A 23,043-nucleotide genomic window follows, 5' to 3' on the forward strand; every position below is an offset into this window, starting at 1 on the left:
TCCTTGCGCTATCAAAAAACCACCCGAAGGTGGCTTACTTTAATTTTTAGGTTCAGGTTTCCAAATCCACTCTGCTCCGTAGTCTGCAAGGAGGTTATCGGATGCAGCTGGTCCCATGGATCCTGACTTGTACTCATAGAGCGGTGCTCCATTTTCAGCCCATAGTTTTTCGATTCGGTCAATCAATTGCCATGAAGCGCGGACTTCGTGCCAGTGGCTGTAATTGGTTGAGTCATTGTTCAACACGTCGAAAATTAATTTTTCATAAGGCTCTGGGGAAGCTCCAGTTGCGGTCGCATCTGTCTCGTAATCAAAGGAAATCGGTGCGATACTGAATTTTTCTCCGACCTCTTTTCCGTTGATGCTCAATGAGAAACCTTCATTTGGTTGGATATAAATGGTCAAGACATTAGGTTGCAAGCTATGTCCAAAGATGGAGTCGGTTTGCTTGAAGACCACATTGACCATGGTTCCTTTTTGCGTCAAGCGTTTTCCGGTACGGAAGAAGAAAGGAACTCCACGGAAGCGATCGCTATCAACAAAGAATGCCCCAGAAGCATAGGTCTCCGTAGTAGATTCAGGGTCGACATTGGGCTCACTGCGATAAGAGATATCTTTTTTTCCTTCGATGGTCCCTGAATGGTATTGACCACGGATAAAGAATTTCTTTAATTCTTCATCTGTTGGATTGTGCAATTGCTCAAAAACTTTAACTTTTTCAGCTCGAATCGCATCCTTAGTAAAGGTAGCTGGTTTATCCATGGCAAGCAAAGACAAAAGCTGAAGAGTATGGTTTTGCACCATGTCTCGAAGAGCTCCAGAGTGATCATAGTAGCCACCGCGTTCTTCAACACCCAAGCGTTCAGCAAAGGTAATTTGGATATTGTCAATAAAGTCTCGGTTCCAGAGGTTGTCAAAAATGAGATTGCCGAAACGAATGGCAAAGATATTTTGGATCATTTCTTTGCCAAGGTAGTGGTCAATTCGGAAGATTTGTTCCTCATCAAAGGTTTCTTCCAATTCTTTGTTGAGCTGACTAGCCGTTTCTAGGTCTGTACCGAAAGGTTTTTCAACGATCAAGCGCTCAAAACCTTGTCCATCGACAATCCCTTCTGATTTCAGGTGTTTGGCAATAGTTCCAAAAAATTGAGGAGCCATAGACAAGAAGAAGACCTTATTGTGTTCCGTTTGGTATTTTTCATCCAAGCTATTTTGCAATTCGCGCAGGGCGATGTAATGTTCGGTATCATTGACATCATGACTTTGGTAGTAGAAATGACTGGCGAATTCTTGGGCTTGTTGAGGGCTATCTGCGAGGTCTGTGATGGATTCTACCACGACTGATTCAAAATATTCTTTGCTCCAGGGTCTACGGGCTGTTCCGATAACCGCAAAGTGTTCAGATAGATTTCCTGATTTATAGAGTCTAAAAAGGGATGGGTAGAGTTTGCGATGGGCTAAATCTCCACTGGCCCCGAAAATGGTTACAATAACTTTTGAAGACATTTAAGTACCTATTTCCTATTTTATTAACCATATTTTACCATAAAATCTACAAGATTTCCTATACAGAAACTAAGTTCCTCACAATTTCCAATTGAGTGTAACTCGGTGAAAGAAAAAGCTAGAACACAGGTAAGTTCTAGCTTTCATGTTGAAAACAAAGTATTAAAAAACTTTCCTTAAGTGAGTACGGACGTCAGCGAACTTCTTCGAAGTTCCATGACTTAGTTTTGAGCCTAAGGTCTCAAAACTCCTGAGTGCTTGAAATGGTAATGGTTCAAGCACTTTTCTCACGGCGGAAAGTTTCAGTATTTTCTTGATCATTAAAAAAATAGAACTAATTTTTCTTTCTTAATAAAATCACTTAACTCATTTTACAAATAAAGTTTTTCAACGTTCTAAAAGCTAGAACCAATGTGGGTTCTAGCTTGAACTGTTATAAGGTGTTTGGATCTACAAGGGAAGCTCCATCAGAATACGCGGTAGACATAAGGATTAGACGGTTTTGTAATGGTTTGACAATCCGTAATGTGGAGGATAGGCAAGCTTTGCTTGAGCTGTTTGTGGTATTCAATGGACAAGGTTCCTTTTGCATGGATCCAGGTATTGTTGTCAAAATGTTGAGGAGCACCGGTTGTTAAAAGACCGTAGACACCCGAGTCTGCGATACAGTGGATGATCCCAAAGCGAAAGAGGAATTGACTGTCTTTGTTATTAGGGTCATTGTATACAAAACCGGTCAACTCGATGGTCTTTCCCGCAAATTGGTCTGGATAATCATAAATGACTTCCATGACTTCCATATAATTTTCAGTAGTCACTTGGATCACCTTTTTATCAACATATTTCTTAGCTGCCTGCTTCATCTCTGACTCATAGGCGGACTTAGTAAAATAGCTACTGGTATCCGGTTTGAGATACTGGGTTGTTGTCCCTTCATCCTGTTGGATTTCTTTGGAAGAACCTGCTGCCACTGGGAAGTGATAGCCTTTGGCAGAGACAGTTTGAGAATCCAGCGTCACTGTTGGGAAAAATAAGCCGACAAACAAAGGAATACAGAGCAAGAAGATACTCGCCACTTTTGCCCATAAGCCGGATAGATGACTATGGATTTTCATTTGTTTGACCCAGATAATCAGCTGCACAAGAGCTAAAACGAAGGACAAAAACATGGAAATATAAGCCAAGTAAGAATAGTGTAAGTTGATGTATTGATTGAGCTTACCGGATAATTGAAGATACATGGTGAGCTCAAAATAACCTGCTAAGATCAAAAATCGTATCATAAAGCTACCCCCACAATCCAAGAGTATAGGAGCACAACTCCACAGACAATTCCGATAAATTGCCAGATAAAACGGGTCTTGAGATAATTTTTCATCATGAGGAGATTCTTGACATCAAGCATGGGTCCAATCACCAGAAAGGCCAGCACCGGCGCTACTCCAAAACTACTCAGAAGAGAGGAGCCGATAAAGGCGTCCGCCTCGCTACAAAGTGAGAGGAGGAAGGACAAGGCCATAAGGAGGAGAATAGCAATAACCGGCGTCGCACTGATCGAAGTGAGGATCCGTGTTGGGACATAGACTTGGACGAGGCTTGCAAAAAGACAACCGAATACCAAGTAGCGTCCTGTATCAAAGAATTCATCAATCGCCTGCACCAAGACTTGAAAGAGCTTTTGGCCTTTGCTTAAATCGCTAAAATCATGTTCATGCACAGGCTTGCGATGTTCTTTTTGGATCGAATCTGTCTGAATAAAGCCAAGGAAGATCCCTAGTACCGTTGCGACCAGTAGGGAACCAAGGGCGCGGTAGAGGGCCATCTTAATAGAATTCCCAAAGGCTGAATAGGTCGCAAAGAGAACGATGGGATTGATGACCGGTGCTGTCACCAAAAAGGGAACAGCAGTATAACTTGGGACTTTCTTTTCTAGAAAGCGATTGATAATGGGAACAATTCCGCATTCACAGGAAGGAAAGATAAAGCCGACAAAGCTCCCAAAGAAGATTCGCCCAAATTTATTTTTGGGAAGAAAACGGTAAACCTTCTCAGGTGTGACATAAACCTCAATCATTCCTGAAATGATACTTCCGATCAGGACAAAGGGCAGGGCCTCAATGATAATCGAGAGAAAAATAGCCCCAGCCTGCAAGACGCTAGAGGGAAGGTGTTGAAAGAATGTCATTATTTAGCCTTCTTTGCATCTTTAGCAGCCGTTTCAGCTTTCTTTTTTTCTTCGGGGAATTCAACTGTTTTTTCTAGATCTGGAAAACTTGCAAAGTTTTCAAACATTTTATCAAGATCATCTGTCTTAGAAAATTTAATAGCCATTTTTGGGCCTCCTTTTTCGTTTTCTATCATTATAACAAAAAGGAAAGGTCAAGGGGGAAATAGAGCATAAAAGACAAGGAGAAAACTTCTACAAAACCCTAGCAAATAGGTGGCTAGAAGCCTTGGCTACGGTAAAATATGCTATAATAGAAGCTATGGATAAATATGAAAAAATAGCCCAAGAATTGGGTGTTAGCTTAAAACAAATCGATACCGTATTGAGTCTGACCGCAGAAGGCTCAACCATTCCCTTCATTGCTCGCTATCGAAAAGATCTGACGGGAAATTTAGATGAAGTAGCGATCAAGGCTATTATTGATCGGGACAAATCCTTAACGGCTCTAGCTGAACGAAAGGAAACCGTCCTTGCTAAGATTGAGGAACAAGGCAAACTGACAGAGGCGCTCAAGCAGGCTATTGAAGCTGCTGAAAAATTAGCGGATGTCGAAGAGCTTTACCTACCTTATAAGGAAAAACGACGGACTAAGGCGACGATTGCCCGAGAAGCAGGACTTTTCCCCTTGGCACGTCTCATCCTGCAAAATAGTCCAAACTTGGAAGTGGAGGCACAGAAATTTACCTGTGAGACCTTCCCAACTGAAACCGCTGCTTTAACTGGTGCAGTGGATATTCTGGTAGAGGCTATTTCAGAGGATACCCAATTGCGGGCCCTCACCTATCAAGAAATTCATGGTCATTCCCTCATGATGTCAAACTTGAAGGATGAAAGCTTAGATCCTAAGAGAACCTTTGAAATCTACTATGATTTTTCTGAGAAGATCAAGAGTATGCAGGGCTACCGGACCCTGGCTCTCAATCGTGGGGAAAAATTGGGCGTTCTTAAAGTCGGATTCGAGCACCATCTAGATCGAATCATTCGTATTTTTGAAGCCCGTTTTAAAAATAAAAATGCCTATGTCGATGACGTTATTCAGCAAGCGGTTAAGAAAAAAATCGTACCTGCGATTGAACGTCGAATTCGGACAGAGTTGACAGAGGTGGCAGAAGACGGTGCCATTCAATTGTTCTCTGAGAATCTACGGAATCTATTGCTTATCCCTCCATTAAAAGGGCGCGTGGTCCTTGGATTTGACCCAGCTTTTCGGACCGGTGCCAAATTAGCGGTTGTCGATGAGACAGGCAAAATGCTTGCAACCCAGGTTATCTATCCGGTTGCCCCTGCAAAACCAGCTCAGATCGAGCAGGCCAAGAAAGATTTGTCCTCCTTGATCAAGGAGTTTGACGTAGAGATTATTGCGATCGGTAATGGAACCGCTAGCCGTGAAAGTGAGGCCTTTGTCGCAGATGTACTCCATGACCATCCAGGGGTCCGCTATGTCATTGTCAATGAAAGCGGAGCTTCTGTCTACTCAGCTAGTGAGTTGGCCCGTCATGAGTTTCCAGAATTAACCGTTGAAAAACGCTCGGCCATCTCCATTGCCCGTCGTCTGCAAGACCCATTGGCAGAATTGGTGAAAATCGATGCCAAATCCATCGGTATCGGTCAATACCAGCACGATGTCAATCAGAAAAAATTGACAGAAAGTTTGGATTTTGTCGTGGATACAGTGGTCAACCAAGTTGGGGTTAATATCAATACTGCTAGTCCCTCTCTCTTAGCGCATGTAGCAGGACTTAATAAGACCATCTCTGAAAATATCGTGAAATATCGGGAAGAAGAAGGAATGATCCTCTCACGGGCACAGATTAAAAAAGTCCCTCGCCTCGGGGCCAAGGCTTTCGAGCAGGCAGCGGGATTCTTGCGCATTCCTGAAAGTAAAAACATTTTGGACAATACTGGCGTCCACCCCGAAAGTTACAAGGAAGTTGAAAAACTTTTTGAACTCCTTGGGATTACCGAACTCGATGAATCTGCTCAAGAAAAATTAAAAGCTGTCAAGATAGAGGAAATGTCGACCCAGCTAGAACTGGGGCCGGAAACCCTGAAAGATGTCATTGATGATCTCCTAAAACCAGGTCGCGATTTGCGGGATTCCTTTGATGCACCAGTGCTCCGTCAGGATGTTTTGGATATTAAAGACCTCCACATTGGTCAAAAATTAGAAGGGGTTGTGCGCAATGTGGTTGATTTCGGAGCCTTTGTCGATATTGGCATTCACGAGGATGGCTTGATTCATATCTCCCATATGAGCAAGCAATTTATCAAGCATCCAAGCCAAGTCGTCTCTGTAGGAGATGTAGTGACGGTCTGGGTGAAGAAGATCGACGTGGAACGCGAAAAAGTCAACCTCAGTTTGGTAGCACCGAATGAATCTGACTGACTATGTACGCCAGGTATCTCTGGAAGATTTTGGTAGGGAATTCCGCCATCAAGCAGTGTGGAATGCGCGTCTGCAAACCACCGGAGGCCGTTTCTTTCCTAAGGATCGGCATCTTGATTTCAACCCCAAGATTTATCAGACTTTAGGATTAGAGACCTTTCGGAAAATCGTCCGCCATGAGCTCTGCCATTACCATCTTTACGATCAAGGAAAAGGCTATCGCCACAAAGATCCAGCCTTTAAACAGCTCCTTCAGCAAGTGGATGGACTTCGTTTCACACCTCCCCTACCAGAAAAGAGTGGACGAGTTAAGCAGATCTATCTCTATCAATGTCCTCACTGTGGTCAAGAGTATAGTCGAAAGCGAAAAATCGATCTGAAGAAATATGCTTGCGGTCGCTGTCACGGTCGTCTGCAACTCCTTGAAATGAGACAGGAATGAGAATCGGTCTTTAGGCGGATCTCTTTCTAGTTAGACTCTGCTAAAATAGGTCTAACTAGAAAGAGGAAAATCAAATGACATCATCATTTTACAAATCAAAACGCCACCGCCTGGTTTCAGGTGTGCTAGCTGGGCTGGCCGATAAATTTGGTCTGAGTGTAACTCTACTTCGCTTCTTGTTTATTCTTTTTACGGTCTCTCATGCCTTTATCGGTGTGATTATCTATTTACTGTTAGATACGACCTTACCTTATAAGGAAGAGGAGCAGGAAATATTTGACGATGGCCCTCGACCTCGTCGGAGAAAAGAGGCCGAACCCATCCATGATCAGAATGATAGTCCGTTTTTCTAAAAGGAGATCCGGGTGAAGCAGAAGTTCTATTACCTTGCTTTTATTCTATATCTCTTCTTCAGTTTTATAGGACAGTTTTTCATTTTAAATCGTGTTTTTGGAGAAGGAGTTGGAACAGTTTTTATCGGATTGCTCCTTTTTCCACTGGGCATTTGGAATAGTCTCTTCTACCTCTTGTTTCTGACAACAGAAAGGGCAAGAGAGCCACAAATTTATCGGTTTTCGATTTTATTTCTGCCGATGTTGTATCTGGTTTTGTCCTTGTTGGGGGGAGGACCTATCGCCTTTATGCTCGGCTTGATTGCATTTCCTTCAAATGCGGTGGTCTATGCTGTCTCGACTGGAATCAAATCCATGATCAAAGATTTCTTGCAAGGCTGAAGACAGGAGCATTCTTCAGATGTTACCATCATTTCCTAGAGGTTAGAGACATTTGTCTTGGCCTCTTTTTAGTTGCATTAAAAAGGAGTTGAAAATGGATCATTCAAATGACACTTCAGTCTCTCGTCTGAAGAGAAAATCTGCTATAATAGAGAGAGAATTTTAAAAGGGAGAATGATATGGCAGTTACTGTTCGCGATATACAGGAAAAGCTTCGTCTGTCAGTTGTTTATGGGGATGATAACCTCTTAAGCAAGGAAATTACGACTGCGGACATCTCACGTCCAGGTCTTGAAATGACGGGCTATTTTGACTATTACACACCTGAGCGGATTCAGCTTGTAGGAATGAAAGAATGGTCCTACCTGGTGAAGATGAGCTCTCACAACCGACATCAAGTTTTGCGCAAGATGTTCCAGCCAGAGACACCTGTCATCATTGTCGCGCGGAACTTGGACATTCCAGAAGAAATGTTGCGTGCGGCTGAAGAAAAGCAACTAGCCATTTTGAAGAGCAATGTTGCGACGAGTCGTTTGTCTGGAGAGCTATCTAGCTATTTAGATAGCCGCCTAGCAGAACGTACGAGTGTACACGGTGTCTTGATGGATATTTATGGGATGGGTGTCTTGATCCAAGGAGATAGCGGAATCGGTAAGAGCGAGACAGCTTTGGAACTTGTCAAGCGGGGTCATCGCCTCGTAGCGGATGACCGAGTCGATATCTATGCGAGAGATGAGATGACCCTTTGGGGAGAGCCAGCTGAGATCTTACGTCACTTACTAGAGATCCGTGGTGTCGGCATTATCGATGTGATGAGTCTCTATGGTGCGAGTGCTGTGAAGGATTCTTCACAAGTTCAAATCGACGTTTACCTGGAAAATTACACTAAGGACCAAACTTATGATCGTCTTGGTAACAACGCAGAAGAGTTGGAAATCGGTGGAGTCACCATTCCTCGTATTCGCATTCCAGTGAAGACAGGTCGAAATATTTCGGTCGTGATTGAAGCAGCAGCCATGAATGTTCGTGCCAAACAAATGGGCTATGATGCCACTAAAACCTTTGAAGAACGTTTGTCCCAGTTGATTAGTCAAAATGAGGTGAAGGAATGAATCCAGTAGCCCTTCAATTAGGTCCGATCAGTATTCGTTGGTACGCAATTTGTATTGTCTCTGGTTTGATTCTAGCTGTTTATCTTTCCATGAAAGAAGCGCCTCGTAAGAAAATTGATCCAGATGCCATTATTGATTTCATTCTGATTGCTTTTCCTCTTGCGATTGTGGGTGCCAGACTCTATTACGTTACTTTCGAATGGGGCTATTATAGCCAGCACCTTGGTGAGATTTTTGCCATTTGGAACGGAGGAATTGCGATTTATGGTGGTCTCTTAACGGGTGCTTTAGTTCTTTATCTTTTCTCTCGTAGACGTTTGATTGAACCGATCGACTTTTTAGATATTGCGGCCCCAAGCGTCATGATTGCCCAGAGCATTGGTCGCTGGGGAAACTTCTTTAACCAGGAAGCTTATGGAGCTACTGTTAAGAACCTCAACTACCTGCCCTCTTTTATTCGAGACCAAATGTATATAGATAGCAGTTATCGTCAGCCAACGTTCTTATATGAATCCAGTTGGAATCTGCTAGGATTTCTCTTGATCTTGATTCTTCGTAGAAAACCCCAATTTTTGAGACAAGGTGAGATCACAGCCTTTTACCTTATCTGGTATGGTTTTGGTCGGATGATCATCGAAGGAATGCGGACGGATAGCCTGATGTTTGCGGGTTTACGTGTTTCCCAGTGGCTATCGATGATCCTGATTCTAGTTGGACTCGCCATTATCGTTTACCAACGTCGCAAAAAAGCCCCTTATTATGTTGAAGCAAAGGAGTAATATATGTTTATTGAAATTGCATACGGCCTCCTAGGCCTTGCCTTAGTAGCGCTTGTCATTTACATGATTTTTTTCCTTTCAAAGATTGGAAAAGTTGTAGATGAGACGCAAAAAACCATCCAAGTGTTGACGTCAGATGTCAATGTTACCTTGCATCAGACCAATGACCTATTGGCAAAAGTCAATGTTTTAACGGATGATTTGAATCAAAAAGTTGCAACGATTGATCCACTCTTTACAGCTGTAGCAGATCTTTCAGAGTCTGTCTCAGATTTGAATGACCAAGCGCGTCAATTGAGTGTTAAAGCTGTATCAGCTGGTGGAAAAACAGTGAAAGCCTCTATCGGATTAAAAGCGATTCAGATGGCTTCAAAATTATTTAAATAGAATCGAGGAAGAATATGGGACGTTTATCTAGTTTATTAATTGGGGTGATTTCAGGTGCTTCAGCAGCCTACTATTTGTCAACAGAGCAAGGTAAGAAAGTTACTAAAAAAGTTGTGCGCTTTGTAAAAGACTATCAAGAAGATCCTCAAGAAGTGCATGAATCAGTTAAACAAACTGCTAAAGATGTTTCAAAACAAGCAGCAGAAGTAATCCAACAAACCAAAGAAAAAGTTGGATCTGGAGAAATTACGACAGGAACTGTTTTGGAATCTGTCAAAGAAAAAACGCAAGATGTGGTTGAAAAATCTCAAGAAGTCTATCACTCATTTAAGGATAAACTTCAAAAAGAAAATCTAAGTGGCAATGACTTGGTTCAATCCATTCGCAAACAAACAGAATCAGAAGACATTGTGCTAGACTTGGATGAAAAAGATCCTGAAAAAGCAGCTGAAGAAGAAACAAAAGAAGCATAAAAAAATTAGGCTCAGTGAGTCTCATTTCAGATTGAAGACAAAATTATCTTAGAAACTTTCCTTAAGTGAGTACGGACGTCAGCGAACTTCAAAGAAGTTCCATGACTTAGTTTTGAAGCTAAAGTTTCAAAACTTCCGAGTGCCTGAAACAATTATATTTCAGGCACTTTTCTCACGGCGGAAAGTTTCAATAGATGGTTGAATAACTTTAACTCATAAAAAGTATTTATTCTTATAGAATTCCAAGGAAGCCTTTGAATTATCAAACACCATACCAAATTTTTCTGAGTTACATGAAAAGTCTAACTTAATTTGACAACTTAGGAATTAAAAAAATTCGAGTAAATAAAAAAATCAGGCGAACCTGATTTTTATTTTTTTCGTTTGTTGTAGTAAATTCGGAATCCTTGAATACTAGCAAAGCTAGAACCAATAGCTAAGGCAAAAGCAAAGAAGGTATTCATTTTCGTTGCTAAAAAGATAAAACTAAACACAACCGTCAACACACAGAAAATAGCGATATTTAAAAAATATAGCAATTCACTTAATTGAGGCGCGGGTTCAACTTCAGGAGCATAGTCCTGAATAGGGGATTCTTGGGTTTGTTTGGTTAATTCGATATAATCGAATTCTTCATCATAGTGTCTTAAATTTCTTACGGGCATTTTCTCTCTCCTAACAGTACTCTATTATTCTATCATGAATTCAGCTATATAAATGTTACAAAAATGTTACAAATTTTACAAAATAAATAAATTTTTCTAGAATATCGGAATTTTTGTTATAATGGTTCTATGAAAAATATTATAATTACAGCAACAGCAGAGAGTGTTGAGCAAGCACAAGCCCTGATTGATACAGGGGTTGACCGAATCTATGTCGGTGAAAAAGATTACGGATTACGATTGCCTCAAACTTTAAGCTATGACGAAATAAATCGAATTGCCCAATTAGTCCATGCTGCTGGCAAAGAATTGACAGTGGCTGTAAATGCACTCATGCACCAATCGATGATGGATTCAATCAAGCCTTTTTTAGATTTTCTAAAGGAAATTCAGGCTGATTATATTACTGTCGGAGATGCGGGCGTTTTTTATGTCTTGAAACGAGATGGCTATCCATTCAAAACGATTTACGATGCATCAACCATGGTCACTTCTAGCCGCCAGATCAATTTCTGGGGAAAACAAGCAGGAGCTTCTGAGGCTGTTTTGGCTCGTGAGATTCCATCTGCCGAATTATTCGTAATGGCTGAGAATCTTCAGATTCCAGCAGAAGTATTGGTTTACGGTGCTAGCATTATTCACCATTCAAAACGACCTCTTCTTCAGAACTATTACAACTTCATCAAGACAGAGGAGTCTGTGACCAAAGATCGCGATCTGTTCTTAGCTGAACCAGGAGATCCAAATTCTCACTATTCGGTCTACGAAGACAAACATGGAACCCATATCTTCTCAAATAATGACTTGAATATGATGACCAAATTGTCTGAGTTGGTAGAACATGGCTTTGATCATTGGAAACTCGACGGTGTCTACTGTCCGGGTGAAAACTTTGTCAAGATTACAGAGTACTTTGTCAAGGCCCGTGATTTGATTCAAAAAGGAACATTTACACAGGATCAAGCCTATCTCTTTGATGAAGAGATTCGCAAATTGCATCCAGCCAATCGTGGTTTGGATACTGGTTTCTATGATTATGAACCAGATCGTGTAAAATAATAATAAACTAGGGCTTCTTCGTTTGAGAGTTTTCCTTTTTCAGGGAACGAAGAGGCTATTCATTATATCGACAATCTTGTAAATTGGAGAAAACATGACAAATACAAAAAAACGTCCAGAGGTTTTGGTACCTGCTGGAACATTAGAAAAACTAAAAGTTGCCGTTAATTATGGGGCAGACGCTGTGTTCGTTGGTGGACAAGCCTATGGTTTGCGTAGCCGTGCCGGAAACTTCACTATGGATGAGCTTCGTGAAGGAATTGAATATGCTCATGCACATGGCGTAGATGTGCACGTCGCTTCCAACATGGTAACTCATGAAGGAAATGAAAAAGGGGCTGGAGAATGGTTCCGTGAATTGCGGGATATGGGCCTTGACGCCGTCATCGTCTCAGACCCTGCCTTGATTGAAATCTGTGCAACTTATGCACCTGGACTCAATATTCACTTGTCTACGCAAGCTTCTGCAACCAATGTGGAGACTTTCCATTTTTGGAAAGAATATGGCTTGACCCGTGTCGTCTTGGCCCGCGAGGTATCCATGGAAGAGTTGGCAGAGATTCGTAAGCGTACCGATCTTGAGATCGAAGCCTTCGTTCATGGAGCGATGTGTATTTCCTATTCCGGACGTTGTACCCTTTCTAACCACATGTCTGACCGGGATGCCAACCGTGGTGGCTGTTCTCAATCTTGCCGTTGGAAATACGACCTTTACGACATGCCATTCGGCCAAGAACGTAAGAGTATCAAAGGGCAAGTTCCAGAAGAATACTCTATGTCAGCCGTGGACATGTGTATGATCGAGAATATTCCAGACATGATTGATAATGGGGTGGATAGCTTGAAGATTGAAGGTCGAATGAAATCTGTCCATTACGTATCAACAGTGGCTAACTGTTACAAGGCTGCTTGCGATGCTTATATGGAAAGTCCAGAAGCCTTTTATGCCATCAAGGATGATTTGATCAATGAATTGTGGAAAGTCGCTCAACGTGAATTGGCAACTGGATTCTACTACCAAACACCGACTGAAAATGAACAATTGTTTGGGGCACGTCGGAAGATTCCTCAATACAAATTTGTAGGAGAAGTAGTGGACTTTGATCCATCTACCATGACCGCGACGATTCGTCAACGGAATGTGATCAATGAAGGGGACCAAGTGGAATTCTACGGACCAGGCTTCCGACATTTTGAATGCCAGATCCAAGACTTACATGATAAGGATGGAGTGAAGATTGATCGCGCACCAAATCCGATGGAACTCCTTACCATTACCGTTCCGCAGGAAGTCAAACCAGGAGATATGATTCGTTCTTGCCAAGAAGGCTTGATCAATCTCTACTCCAAAGACGGTGCAAGTAAAACTGTTCGAGCATAAGAAAAAAAGAGAGGGTTAAACCTCTCCTTTTTGTTGGGCGATGCGAATATTATTGGGGACCAAACTGATTTTCTGGATCTCAGAAATCCGAATAATCGTGGACATACTCTTTTTAAAATTTTTCACGATCAGTTGTCGGCGATCTTGGTCATATTTGACAATATCGCCTGTAAAACTCTTGTTTGAAAAAATAACATGAACCCCTTGTTTTTTTCGCAATGCTTGTTGAATGATTTCAATAATTCTTTCGTTTTCTAATGGGGGAGGGGTAATGACTTTTCCATTGAAAAATTCATTTGCTCGGTCTTTAACGATCTCGAGAAATTTTTTCATAGCTAAATTCTCCATAACTTGATACAATATATTATAGATAATTTCAACGATTTTGTAAATGATTTACGAATAATAGAGATGAGAAGGCAAGAAAGGAGTCGTGAAATGGCAGAATTTTCATTCCAAATCGAAGAACATCTACTGGTCTTGTCAGAAAATGACAAGGGTTGGACCAAGGAATTGAACCGTGTAAGTTTTAACGGTGCTCCAGCTAAGTATGATATCCGGACCTGGAGTCCCGACCATACAAAGATGGGGAAAGGCATTACACTTACGAACGAAGAGTTTCAAGTTATGCTCGATGCATTTAAAAATTAAAATAAAAAAGAGGTCCTTCAAGGACTTCTTTTTTGTTATAGTCTAAGACTATATAGATGTCAAAGATATTAGATTATCCCAAGTCCTTGTTTATCAAGTATTAGACTGCTATAATGGTTGCATTGATGAATTAATGTAAAATTTATAGGAAAGAGGAATTCATATTGACACATACACATGCACCTTATCGCATAGACCATGTTGGTTCATTCCTTCGTCCAGCAGCTTTGGTTCAAGCTCGTGAAGATTTCGCAGCTGGAAAAATCAGTCAGGCTGACTTAACAAAAGTAGAAGATCAAGCGATTCGTGACTTAGTTGAAAAAGAAATTGCGGCTGGTCTGAAGTCAGTAACGGATGGAGAATTCCGCCGTGCTTATTGGCATTTGGATTTCTTCTGGGGATTTGGAGGCATTGATCATGTCCAGGCTGCTCAAGGCTATCAATTCCATGATGAAACGACCAAGGCGGACTCAGCACTTGTTATTGGAAAAATCACAGGAGACAACCATCCATTTGTAGACCATTATAAGTTCTTACAAGACCTTGTGGCAGATGTAGATGGTGTAGAACCTAAATACACCATTCCAGCACCCGCGCAATTCTATTTTGAATTGATCCGTGATGCAGAACATGTAGAGCAATTGAATAACATCTATCCTGATTTTGTGGCTGTTCGTGAAGACATCAAGCAAGCCTATCTTCAAGTGATTCAAGATTTGTATGATGCAGGACTTCGGACACTTCAGGTAGATGATTGTACGTGGGGTGTCTTGGTAGACGATCATTTCTTGACGGCTTGGGGAGCAGCTCAAGGCAAGTCAAAAGATGAGGTTCGCCGGGAATTAGCTGATCTCTTCTTGACCTTTAACAACGATGTCTACCAAAATGTTCCAGCTGGTTTAACTGTCAATACACACGTTTGTCGTGGGAACTTCCATTCCACCTGGGCTTCATCAGGTGGCTATGCTCCGATTGCCAAAGAACTCCTTGGAGAAGAAGCAGTCAATGCTTACTTCCTAGAGTTTGATACTGATCGGGCTGGTGGTTTTGAACCACTTGCAGAAGTAACTCCTGGAAAAGGAGTGGTGTTAGGCCTCTTGACATCTAAGAGTGGTCAATTGGAGAACAAGGACGAAGTGATTGCTCGTATTAAAGAAGCGAGTCAGTATGTACCGTTGGAAAATCTTTACCTGTCGACTCAGTGTGGCTTTGCTTCAACAGAAGAAGGAAACATTTTGACAGAAGAAGACCAATGGAAAAAAATCGGTTTGATTAAGGAAATTGTCGCTGAAGTTTGGGGCGAATAAGGAGGAAGAAACATGTCAGATTTACTAAGTATTTATAAAGAATTGCAAGCTAAAAAATGGGTGGACTTGAGTCACCAGATCAATGCGGAAAGTCCACACTTCCCAGCCCTTCCTGCTTTGCAACAAGAAGATCTCTTCACACTAAAAGATGGTTTCCATGTTCAAAAATTTACAGTGGTTGGTCAATATGGTACGCATATCGATGCACCAATTCACTTTGTAGAAGGTGGTCGTTGGTTAGATGAGATTGCCCTTAAAGATCTCATCTTGCCACTCTATGTTATCGACAAGTCTAAAGAAGTTGCAGCCAATCCAAACTTTATCTTGAGCAAACAAGATATCTTAGACTTTGAAGCAGAGAATGGACAAATTGCAGAAGGGGCCTTTGTGGCCTTCCGTAGTGATTGGTCAAAACGTTGGCCGGATCAAGATGCTATGCGCAACCTTGATGAAAATGGGGTTCAACAAAGTCCAGGATGGAGCCGTGAAGCTCTGGAATTCTTGATTCATGAACGCCATGTCAAGGCTGTGGGGCATGAAACCTTTGATACCGATGCAGGTATTCCAGCAGCAGAGCATGGCTTGGTCAATGAATACTACCTTTTGGAACAAAATATCTACCAAGTTGAAGTCTTGAATCACTTGGATCAAGTACCAGCAGTAGGTGCCTTGATTTCAATTGCCTTCCCTCATTGGGACAAGGCAACTGGTTCACCTGTTCGTGCCATTGCCATCTTACCATAAGAAAAGAAAAAAGCTTGAAGTACAAGGACTTCAAGCTTATTTTTTATCTCATAGTCACAAATTCTTCTGATCCAGTTGGGTGAATGGCGACAGCTGCATCGAAATCGGCTTTTGTCGCTCCCATCTTGATAGCAACTGCAAATCCTTGGATCATTTCATCCACTCCGTAGCCAAGACCGTGAAGGCCAACGACTTTTTCTTCTGGTCCTGCAGTGATGAGTTTAAATTTTGCTTGCTGGCGGTGTTGGGTAACAGCGGTGTACATGGAAGTAAATTGAGAAGTATAGACTTTGATATTCTCTTTTCCATAAGTTTGCTGGGCTTCTTCCTCTGTTAAGCCAACGGTACCGATAGCAGGGTGAGAAAAGACAACGGTCGGGATACTTGTATAATCCATTTTGGCATTGACTTTTCCATTGAATAGTCGTTCAGAAAGAGTGCGTCCAGCTTTAATAGCGACAGGGGTTAATTCTTTTTCCCCTGTGACATCGCCAAGGGCATAGATTCCTGGAATAACTGTATTCTGGTATTCGTCCACTGCAATGAATCCTTTTTCATTTAAGGTGACACCTGCAGCTTCCAAATTGAGATTCTGGACGTTTGGTTTGCGCCCGGTTGCCCAGATGACATGTTCTGACACGTGGCTGGTCATATCTTCAAAATATATCTTCACACGACCGTCTGCTAATTTTTCAAGTTTCATGGGAACCTTATGTTTGTGAAGTGGAAGGTTTTGTTTTTCCATTTCTTCCATTAAACCATCGGTAATATAGGAATCAAAACTACGTAAAACCCGATCTTTTCGGATGAAGAGGTCTGTTTGAACACCTAAATGGTGGAGCACACCGGCTAGTTCCACCGCGATGTAGCCTGCTCCAATAATGGCAACAGATGTAGGAAGTTTCTCCCAAGCAAAGACATCATCAGATGTTTCGCCGAATTCTGCTCCAGGAACAGAAGGAATATGAGGATGGGCTCCAGTCGCAATCACGATATGCTTGGCCTGGATCGTTTCTCCATTGACCTCAATCGTATGAGCATCCACAAAACGAGCACGACCTTCAATCAATTCGACTCCATTGCGTTTAAAACTACCATCATAAGAATTCCGAGAACGATCTATATAGGCTTCGCGATTTTTTCTTAAGGTTGCAAAATCAAATTTTGTTTGTTCAGAAGTAAAACCATAGTCTGGTCCATAATCGCGAATAGCTTCTGCAATTTGTGCACCATACCACATAATCTTTTTAGGCACACATCCTCTGTTGACACAGGTGCCCCCTAATTGTTTTTCTTCGATGACAGCAGCGCGTGCTCCGTGCTCCCCAGCCCGGTTCATCGTAGCGATTCCTCCACTACCTCCACCGATTGAAATAATATCAAATTCTTTCATGTTTTCCTCCTAAATGAGATTTCAGTTTGATTGTAATATCAACTGTTACAAAAGTCAAGGGTTTAGCATTTTCCCAAGCATTTAAATTTCATTTTGCTGTGTCAATTTTAGATAGAAAAGTTAGTAAATATGGTATACTATGGTATAGAATTAAACGCTTTCTTTGATGGAGAAAAACGATGAAGAAATTGAAAAAATGGCAACTATTTACAGCCGCAGGTGCGGCAATTGCGGTGATTGGAACAGGAAGTGTGATGGTGTTTTCACATCCAAGTACTCCTGATCAAGCAGTCACTAAAGAAACTCCAATGGTGCAAACGGTCAAGGATGGCTCGATCGCTTCTTCTGTCTTGTTAACTGGGAAGGTCACTGCCAATCAGGAGCAGTATGTCTATTTTGATGGGACCAAAGGTGATTTGCAGTCGATTTTGGTCAATGTAGGAGATCAAGTGACGGCTGGTCAGTCAATCGTTCAATATAGCAGTACGGAGGCCCAAACAGCTTACGATGCAGCCGTTCGTGCTGTCAATAAGGCAGATCGTCAGTTAAATGATTTACTGACAAATGGTGTGACCATTGATACGACAGGAGATGAAGAAGCAGATGCCAAGTCAGCTTCACAGACCCAACGAACAGTCGATTCCCAAGCTAGCGATTTACGAGATGCCAAGTTGGATGCGGTCGATAATATGAACAAGGCTAAGGCACTTCTGGATGCGACGACAGTCAAGAGTAATACAGATGGCACTGTCGTTGAAGTCAATAAAGATGTTTCAAAATCTACTACAGGGACTAACCAAACTCTGGTTCACATTGTGAGCAACGGAAATTTACAAGTCAAAGGGGAATTATCTGAATACAATTTGGCCAATATCTCTGAAGGTCAGGAAGTGGTTCTCACTTCCAAAGTTTATCCGGATAAAACCTGGACAGGAAAGATTTCTTATGTAGCGAATTATCCGACTGACGCGGGTCAAACAGGGACTAATGCAGCAGGAGGAACACAAGGAAGTGGGGGCGCCAAGTACCCATTCACAGTAGATATTACTAGTGACATTGGGGAACTCAAACAAGGCTTTTCTGTCAATATTGAAGTCAAAAGTTCTACTCAACATCCACTTGTTCCCGTGACCAGTGTCATGGCTGATGGAGATACGAGTTATGTATGGACGGTCGAAAATGGTAAGGCTAAGAAAGTAAAAGTGATGCTTGGTAACGCCGATGCAGAAAACCAGGAAATCTTGTCAGGCTTGAAGAAAGATGCCCAAGTTATTGTGAATCCTAATGAGAAACTGGAAGATGGAAAAGAGATCGGAAAATATGACAAAATTGATTGAACTAAAAGGAATCAATAAAACCTATAAAAATGGGGACCAGGAACTTCGTGTCTTAAAAGATATCGATTTAGAAGTCGAAGAGGGCGAGTTTGTGGCTATTATGGGCCCATCTGGCTCAGGAAAATCAACCTTGATGAACGTCATTGGCTTGTTGGACAGGCCGACCAGCGGAGAATATTTCCTAGAAGGCCAGGAAGTCGGAAATCTCAGTGAGAAAAAATTAGCGCGTGTTCGAAATGAACAGATTGGTTTTGTCTTTCAACAATTCTTTCTTCTCTCCAAGCTTAATGCTTTTCAAAATGTAGAACTCCCTCTCATTTATGCAGGGGTTCATCCTGCTAAAAGAAAGGAATTAGCTGAGCAATATCTTGAAAAGGTAGAGCTTCATTCTCGCATGCACCATTTGCCTTCGGAACTCTCTGGAGGTCAAAAACAGCGGGTTGCGATAGCTCGAGCTCTCGTCAATCAGCCAGCCATCGTCTTAGCAGATGAGCCGACTGGTGCCCTAGATACCAAGACGGGAGAGCAAATAATGGACTTGTTAACCAAGCTGAACCAAGAAGGAAAGACCATTATCATGGTTACACACGAACCAGAAATTGCAGCTTTTGCTCATCGTCGCATTGTCATTCGTGATGGAGTGATCTCCTCAGATAGCAAGCTGGAAAGGGGGACCTAATGCAAAATTGGAAATTTGCAATCAGCTCGATTATGAGCCATAAATTACGGTCTTTCTTGACCATGGTGGGGATCATTATAGGAGTTGCCTCTGTTGTTGTCATCATGGCTCTTGGAGATGGCATGAAAGCTGGTGTTACCAAGACCTTCACTAAAGATCAAGAGTATGTACAAATCTCTTATTCTCCCAATAAGAGTGGTTATGTGACTGGGATCAATATTGGTCCCTCTGAGGATACAGGAGAAGGCGGAAGCGAAAGTGGCCCTGCAGCTGAAGATCGAGGGATGGCTGCTCCATCGGATATCGAGGGAGAAAATGTTGAAGATATTGATGGTCAAGTCAAAGAAGCACCACCAGTTGTGCAAGAATCCTGGGTCAAGGAATTAACCAAGATTCAAGGAATCGATGGCTATTATGTAGGCAATACCTCCAATGCAACCATTGCTTTTCAAAAGAAGAAAGCAGACGGGGTGAATATCCAAGGGGTAAATGAGACCTATTTTTCTGTCAAGAAGGTGGAACTCCTATCTGGCCGAAAATTAACGCCTGCAGACTATAGTAATTTCTCACGGGTAGTGCTTCTTGATGAAGGCTTGGCTCAACAATTATTTGGAACGGAAAATCCACTGAATCAGGTGGTCTCTGTTGGGGATAACAATTATCGCGTCGTTGGAATTTTCAAGGATCCAAATGCAGGGACTGCCCTCTATGGAGCTTCTTCAGGTGGAAGTGCCTTGATGGCCAATACTCAGCTGGCTTCTGAATTTGGAACAGACGAGATTCAGAACATCGTCGTTCACGTTCCAAATGTGAAAGAAATCAAATCTGTTGGGATCGAAGCTGCTCAAAAGCTAACAGAGCTTTCAGGTGTTCGCCAAGGGGAATTCCAAATCTTTAATTTGGATAGCATCCTAGAGGAAACCAACAAAGTGGTCGGAATTATGACGACAGTAATTGGGGCTATTGCAGGGATTTCCCTCTTGGTTGGTGGGATAGGAGTCATGAATATCATGCTTGTCTCTGTTACCGAACGGACGAGAGAAATCGGTCTTCGCAAAGCATTGGGAGCAACCCGAGGTAAGATTCTGGTTCAATTTTTGATTGAGTCTATGCTCTTAACCATCATTGGAGGGCTGATTGGTCTTGGCCTTGCTTATGGTGTGAATAGCTTAATTACTTCCCTTGCTGCAGCCTCCTTAGAAGGACCACCAATTATTTCCTTAAACGTCGCCATCGGTAGCATTATTTTCTCTGCTTTTGTAGGCATTATCTTTGGAATTTTACCAGCAAATAAGGCTTCTAAGTTAAATCCTATCGAGGCCTTGCGTTATGAATAAAAAAATGGGAGCGAGTCAGGATGAATGGTGCAAGATTCTCCTCGCTCCTTTTTTGTACTTTTTTTGAATAGCTTGTCGAAACCTTTTTAACTATCTTGCCTTAGATAGTTCATGCTGTTTGGGGAGTCAACGACGGTGTTCAGATGTTTTTAAGTATTCATTCAAAAAGCTGCATTTTTTCTTCCATCTTATTTTTGTTTAATTGGTAAATATTAGTGAATTTCTGGTCTAAATATGATAGAATAGGGGAGAATAACTTAGGAGGTTCCAAATGACTACTGAACATATGGAAGAATTGAATGACCAGCAGATTGTCCGTCGTGAGAAAATGGCGGCCCTTCGTGAACAAGGAATCGATCCATTTGGAAAACGATTCGAACGTACTGCAAATTCAGGTCAATTAAAAGAAAAATATTCAGAATTAGATAAAGAACAACTCCACGACTTGAACGAAACAGCCATTATTGCGGGTCGTCTCGTAACCAAACGTGGGAAAGGAAAGGTTGGCTTTGCCCATCTTCAAGACCGTGAAGGTCAAATTCAGATCTACGTTCGTAAGGATGCTGTTGGAGAAGAAAACTACGAAATCTTCAAAAAATCGGACCTTGGAGATTTCCTCGGGGTAGAAGGAGAAGTGATGCGGACCGACATGGGTGAGCTTTCAATCAAAGCTACTCATATCACACACTTGTCTAAAGCTCTTCGTCCCTTGCCAGAAAAATTCCACGGACTTTCAGATGTGGAAACCATCTATCGCAAACGTTATTTGGATTTGATTTCAAACCGTGAAAGCTTCGAACGCTTTGTAACCCGTTCAAAAGTTATTTCTGAAATCCGTCGTTATTTAGATGGTCAAGGATTCCTTGAAGTGGAAACACCAGTGCTTCACAATGAAGCTGGGGGTGCTGCTGCCAAACCATTTATCACTCACCACAATGCGCAAAATATTGACATGGTGCTTCGTATCGCGACTGAGCTCCACTTGAAACGTTTGATTGTTGGTGGGATGGAACGCGTTTACGAAATCGGACGGATCTTCCGTAACGAAGGAATGGATGCCACTCACAACCCTGAATTCACTTCGATCGAAGTCTACCAAGCTTACGCTGACTTCCACGATATCATGGATTTAACAGAAGGTATCATCCAACATGCTGCTAAAGCGGTCCATGGAGATGGTCCAATTGACTATCAAGGAACAGAAATCAAAATCAACGAACCATTTAAACGGGTTCACATGGTTGATGCGATCAAAGAAATCACAGGTATTGATTTCTGGCAAGACATGACCTTTGAAGAAGCTGTAGCACTTGCAAATGAAAAACATGTACCAGTTGAAAAACACTACACAGAAGTGGGACAAATTATCAATGCCTTCTTCGAAGAATATGTTGAAGAAACCTTGACGCAACCAACTTTTGTTTATGGTCACCCAGTAGCAGTGTCACCTTTGGCTAAGAAAAATCCAGAAGACCCACGCTTCACTGACCGTTTCGAACTCTTCATCATGACCAAAGAGTATGCCAATGCCTTCACAGAATTGAATGATCCGATCGATCAATTGCAACGTTTTGAAGCGCAAGCGCGTGCGAAAGAATTGGGAGATGATGAAGCTACAGGCATCGACTATGACTACGTTGAAGCCCTCGAATATGGTATGCCACCAACAGGTGGACTTGGAATTGGTATTGACCGTCTCGTTATGTTGTTGACAAATGTAACAACAATTCGTGACGTTCTTCTCTTCCCAACCATGAAATAAGCTAAAAGAAAACACTGATCTTGCGATCAGTGTTTTTTAGTCTTCCATATAAGAAGTGTCGTTCCAAGTGTCTAAGTGATAGTGCTCAAAATCATCTGTTGTCAAAATGGTCACACTGGCATTGTCGAGGCCACCGTTTTTACGGAGTTCCTCTGGTTTATAACCAAGTAGGGTCCGAATAGAAGCGGTTAAATTGGCTCCGTGTCCAACAATGAGTACGGTATCGAGCTCTTTTCCTTTCAGACTTTTTACAAAATCACAGGTACGTTTGGTTGTTTCATAAACAGATTCTGCATCAAAGATTTCATTTTGAAAGCGGGCGAGATTATGTCGAAATGCATCCATTTGTTGGGGATAGATGGCCGAAATGGTAGAAATTTTAGCTCCTTCTAATTTTCCCAAATTCCACTCACGAAGAGCAGGCGTTGGTTGCAATTTTAGAGGTGTCTCCAATTGATCGAGAATGATCTGTGCAGTATGGATTGTCCGTGGCAGATCACTTGCAAAAGCTGCATCAAAAGGGACAGTAGCTAGATGCTTTCCTAATTTTTCAAGCTGATGAATGGAGGCTGGTAACAGCGGAGAATCGCCATTTGATCCTTGAAAACGTCCCTCTTCATTCCATTCTGTCCGTCCGTGTCTAATAAAATATAGTTTCACAATCTTGTCTCCTTCTCTGTTA

24 protein-coding genes are annotated in these 23,043 nt (G+C 42.0%); 16 read left to right on the top strand and 8 right to left on the bottom strand.

The genetic code is table 11. The annotated features are described in order from the left end of the window. Positions 1–39: 39 nt before the first annotated feature. From zwf to ACVC7Q_RS00555, 4 genes are all read right to left on the bottom strand, one after another. Positions 40–1,506 carry a glucose-6-phosphate dehydrogenase gene (zwf, locus tag ACVC7Q_RS00540; protein WP_447264416.1) on the bottom strand — a complete coding sequence of 489 codons (1,467 nt, stop codon included), beginning with the start codon at positions 1,504–1,506 and terminating at the stop codon, positions 40–42. Between the two features lie 467 nt (positions 1,507–1,973). Continuing rightward, entirely contained in the window at positions 1,974–2,789 is an 816-nt protein-coding gene (locus tag ACVC7Q_RS00545) for a TIGR03943 family putative permease subunit (protein ID WP_447264417.1), read from the bottom strand. Beyond that, the gene (locus tag ACVC7Q_RS00550) at positions 2,786–3,691 is read right to left on the bottom strand and encodes a permease (protein WP_315377455.1); all 906 of its coding nucleotides are present in this window, start codon (positions 3,689–3,691) and stop codon (positions 2,786–2,788) included. The genes ACVC7Q_RS00545 and ACVC7Q_RS00550 overlap by 4 nt, the downstream gene beginning before the upstream one ends. Beyond that, a complete protein-coding gene (locus ACVC7Q_RS00555; protein ID WP_009731407.1) occupies positions 3,691–3,837 on the bottom strand; it encodes an SPJ_0845 family protein in 147 nt (48 codons plus the stop codon). Before ACVC7Q_RS00555 ends, ACVC7Q_RS00550 begins: the two co-directional genes overlap by 1 nt. Positions 3,838–3,992: 155 nt before the next feature. On the opposite strand from ACVC7Q_RS00555, the gene ACVC7Q_RS00560 reads away from it, so the two are divergent. The 7 genes from ACVC7Q_RS00560 (at position 3,993) to ACVC7Q_RS00590 (ending at position 10,046) form a co-directional block, all read left to right on the top strand. After that, positions 3,993–6,119: a Tex family protein gene (locus ACVC7Q_RS00560; RefSeq protein ID WP_447265026.1), complete on the top strand. Its 2,127-nt coding sequence runs from the start codon at positions 3,993–3,995 to the stop codon at positions 6,117–6,119. Next, positions 6,106–6,561 carry a SprT family protein gene (locus tag ACVC7Q_RS00565; RefSeq protein ID WP_447264418.1) on the top strand — a complete coding sequence of 152 codons (456 nt, stop codon included), beginning with the start codon at positions 6,106–6,108 and terminating at the stop codon, positions 6,559–6,561. The genes ACVC7Q_RS00560 and ACVC7Q_RS00565 overlap by 14 nt, the downstream gene beginning before the upstream one ends. Positions 6,562–6,635: 74 nt before the next feature. Beyond that, positions 6,636–6,914, top strand: a complete 279-nt coding sequence (locus tag ACVC7Q_RS00570) for a PspC domain-containing protein (protein WP_257739024.1) — start codon at positions 6,636–6,638, stop codon at positions 6,912–6,914. A gap of 560 nt (positions 6,915–7,474) precedes the next feature. Beyond that, complete coding sequence (gene hprK, locus ACVC7Q_RS00575; protein ID WP_347112486.1) at positions 7,475–8,407, top strand: HPr(Ser) kinase/phosphatase; 933 nt, start codon at positions 7,475–7,477, stop codon at positions 8,405–8,407. Then, on the top strand, positions 8,404–9,186 hold the full coding sequence (gene lgt, locus ACVC7Q_RS00580; RefSeq protein WP_447264419.1) for a prolipoprotein diacylglyceryl transferase: 783 nt from the start codon (positions 8,404–8,406) through the stop codon (positions 9,184–9,186). Before hprK ends, lgt begins: the two co-directional genes overlap by 4 nt. Positions 9,187–9,189: 3 nt before the next feature. Continuing rightward, positions 9,190–9,573 carry a DUF948 domain-containing protein gene (locus ACVC7Q_RS00585; RefSeq protein ID WP_134974102.1) on the top strand — a complete coding sequence of 128 codons (384 nt, stop codon included), beginning with the start codon at positions 9,190–9,192 and terminating at the stop codon, positions 9,571–9,573. Positions 9,574–9,587: 14 nt separating this feature from the next. Further along, positions 9,588–10,046, top strand: coding sequence for a YtxH domain-containing protein (locus ACVC7Q_RS00590; RefSeq protein WP_447264420.1), 459 nt, complete (start codon positions 9,588–9,590; stop codon positions 10,044–10,046). Positions 10,047–10,417: 371 nt separating this feature from the next. Here ACVC7Q_RS00590 and ACVC7Q_RS00595 read toward each other — a convergent pair whose 3' ends face one another. After that, positions 10,418–10,711, bottom strand: coding sequence for a DUF3270 family protein (locus ACVC7Q_RS00595; protein ID WP_155199972.1), 294 nt, complete (start codon positions 10,709–10,711; stop codon positions 10,418–10,420). A 129-nt stretch (positions 10,712–10,840) separates the two neighbouring features. Between ACVC7Q_RS00595 and ACVC7Q_RS00600 the strand changes: the two genes are divergently transcribed. Together ACVC7Q_RS00600 and ACVC7Q_RS00605 are read left to right on the top strand one after the other, a co-directional pair. Next, positions 10,841–11,770 (top strand): peptidase U32 family protein, encoded by a 930-nt coding sequence (locus ACVC7Q_RS00600; protein WP_447264421.1) that lies wholly within the window; start codon positions 10,841–10,843, stop codon positions 11,768–11,770. Positions 11,771–11,864: 94 nt separating this feature from the next. Then, entirely contained in the window at positions 11,865–13,151 is a 1,287-nt protein-coding gene (locus tag ACVC7Q_RS00605; protein WP_447264422.1) for a peptidase U32 family protein, read from the top strand. A 15-nt stretch (positions 13,152–13,166) separates the two neighbouring features. Here the strand turns inward: ACVC7Q_RS00605 and ACVC7Q_RS00610 are convergent, their stop codons facing one another. After that, positions 13,167–13,499 (bottom strand): hypothetical protein, encoded by a 333-nt coding sequence (locus tag ACVC7Q_RS00610; RefSeq protein ID WP_447265027.1) that lies wholly within the window; start codon positions 13,497–13,499, stop codon positions 13,167–13,169. 90 nt (positions 13,500–13,589) lie between these two features. On the opposite strand from ACVC7Q_RS00610, the gene ACVC7Q_RS00615 reads away from it, so the two are divergent. The 3 genes from ACVC7Q_RS00615 (at position 13,590) to ACVC7Q_RS00625 (ending at position 15,853) form a co-directional block, all read left to right on the top strand. Next, the gene (locus ACVC7Q_RS00615; RefSeq protein WP_003002541.1) at positions 13,590–13,802 is read left to right on the top strand and encodes a YdbC family protein; all 213 of its coding nucleotides are present in this window, start codon (positions 13,590–13,592) and stop codon (positions 13,800–13,802) included. Between the two features lie 164 nt (positions 13,803–13,966). Next, positions 13,967–15,109, top strand: a complete 1,143-nt coding sequence (locus tag ACVC7Q_RS00620; RefSeq protein ID WP_447264423.1) for a 5-methyltetrahydropteroyltriglutamate--homocysteine S-methyltransferase — start codon at positions 13,967–13,969, stop codon at positions 15,107–15,109. 12 nt (positions 15,110–15,121) lie between these two features. After that, entirely contained in the window at positions 15,122–15,853 is a 732-nt protein-coding gene (locus ACVC7Q_RS00625) for a cyclase family protein (protein ID WP_447264424.1), read from the top strand. A gap of 43 nt (positions 15,854–15,896) precedes the next feature. Here the strand turns inward: ACVC7Q_RS00625 and gorA are convergent, their stop codons facing one another. Beyond that, positions 15,897–17,246, bottom strand: a complete 1,350-nt coding sequence (gene gorA, locus ACVC7Q_RS00630; protein WP_447264425.1) for a glutathione-disulfide reductase — start codon at positions 17,244–17,246, stop codon at positions 15,897–15,899. A 179-nt stretch (positions 17,247–17,425) separates the two neighbouring features. Here gorA and ACVC7Q_RS00635 point away from each other — a divergent pair, with 179 nt between their 5' ends. From ACVC7Q_RS00635 to lysS, 4 genes are all read left to right on the top strand, one after another. After that, complete coding sequence (locus tag ACVC7Q_RS00635) at positions 17,426–18,583, top strand: efflux RND transporter periplasmic adaptor subunit (RefSeq protein ID WP_447264426.1); 1,158 nt, start codon at positions 17,426–17,428, stop codon at positions 18,581–18,583. Next, positions 18,567–19,262 (top strand): ABC transporter ATP-binding protein, encoded by a 696-nt coding sequence (locus ACVC7Q_RS00640; RefSeq protein WP_003002759.1) that lies wholly within the window; start codon positions 18,567–18,569, stop codon positions 19,260–19,262. The genes ACVC7Q_RS00635 and ACVC7Q_RS00640 overlap by 17 nt, the downstream gene beginning before the upstream one ends. Further along, positions 19,262–20,599: an ABC transporter permease gene (locus tag ACVC7Q_RS00645; RefSeq protein ID WP_447264427.1), complete on the top strand. Its 1,338-nt coding sequence runs from the start codon at positions 19,262–19,264 to the stop codon at positions 20,597–20,599. Before ACVC7Q_RS00640 ends, ACVC7Q_RS00645 begins: the two co-directional genes overlap by 1 nt. Before the next feature lie 271 nt (positions 20,600–20,870). After that, positions 20,871–22,361, top strand: a complete 1,491-nt coding sequence (gene lysS, locus ACVC7Q_RS00650; protein WP_447264428.1) for a lysine--tRNA ligase — start codon at positions 20,871–20,873, stop codon at positions 22,359–22,361. A gap of 36 nt (positions 22,362–22,397) precedes the next feature. On the opposite strand, the gene ACVC7Q_RS00655 is transcribed toward lysS, so the two are convergent. Then, positions 22,398–23,021, bottom strand: a complete 624-nt coding sequence (locus ACVC7Q_RS00655) for a histidine phosphatase family protein (protein ID WP_447264429.1) — start codon at positions 23,019–23,021, stop codon at positions 22,398–22,400. Positions 23,022–23,043 lie beyond the last annotated feature (22 nt).

This window comes from Streptococcus sp. W151 (genome assembly GCF_053010205.1).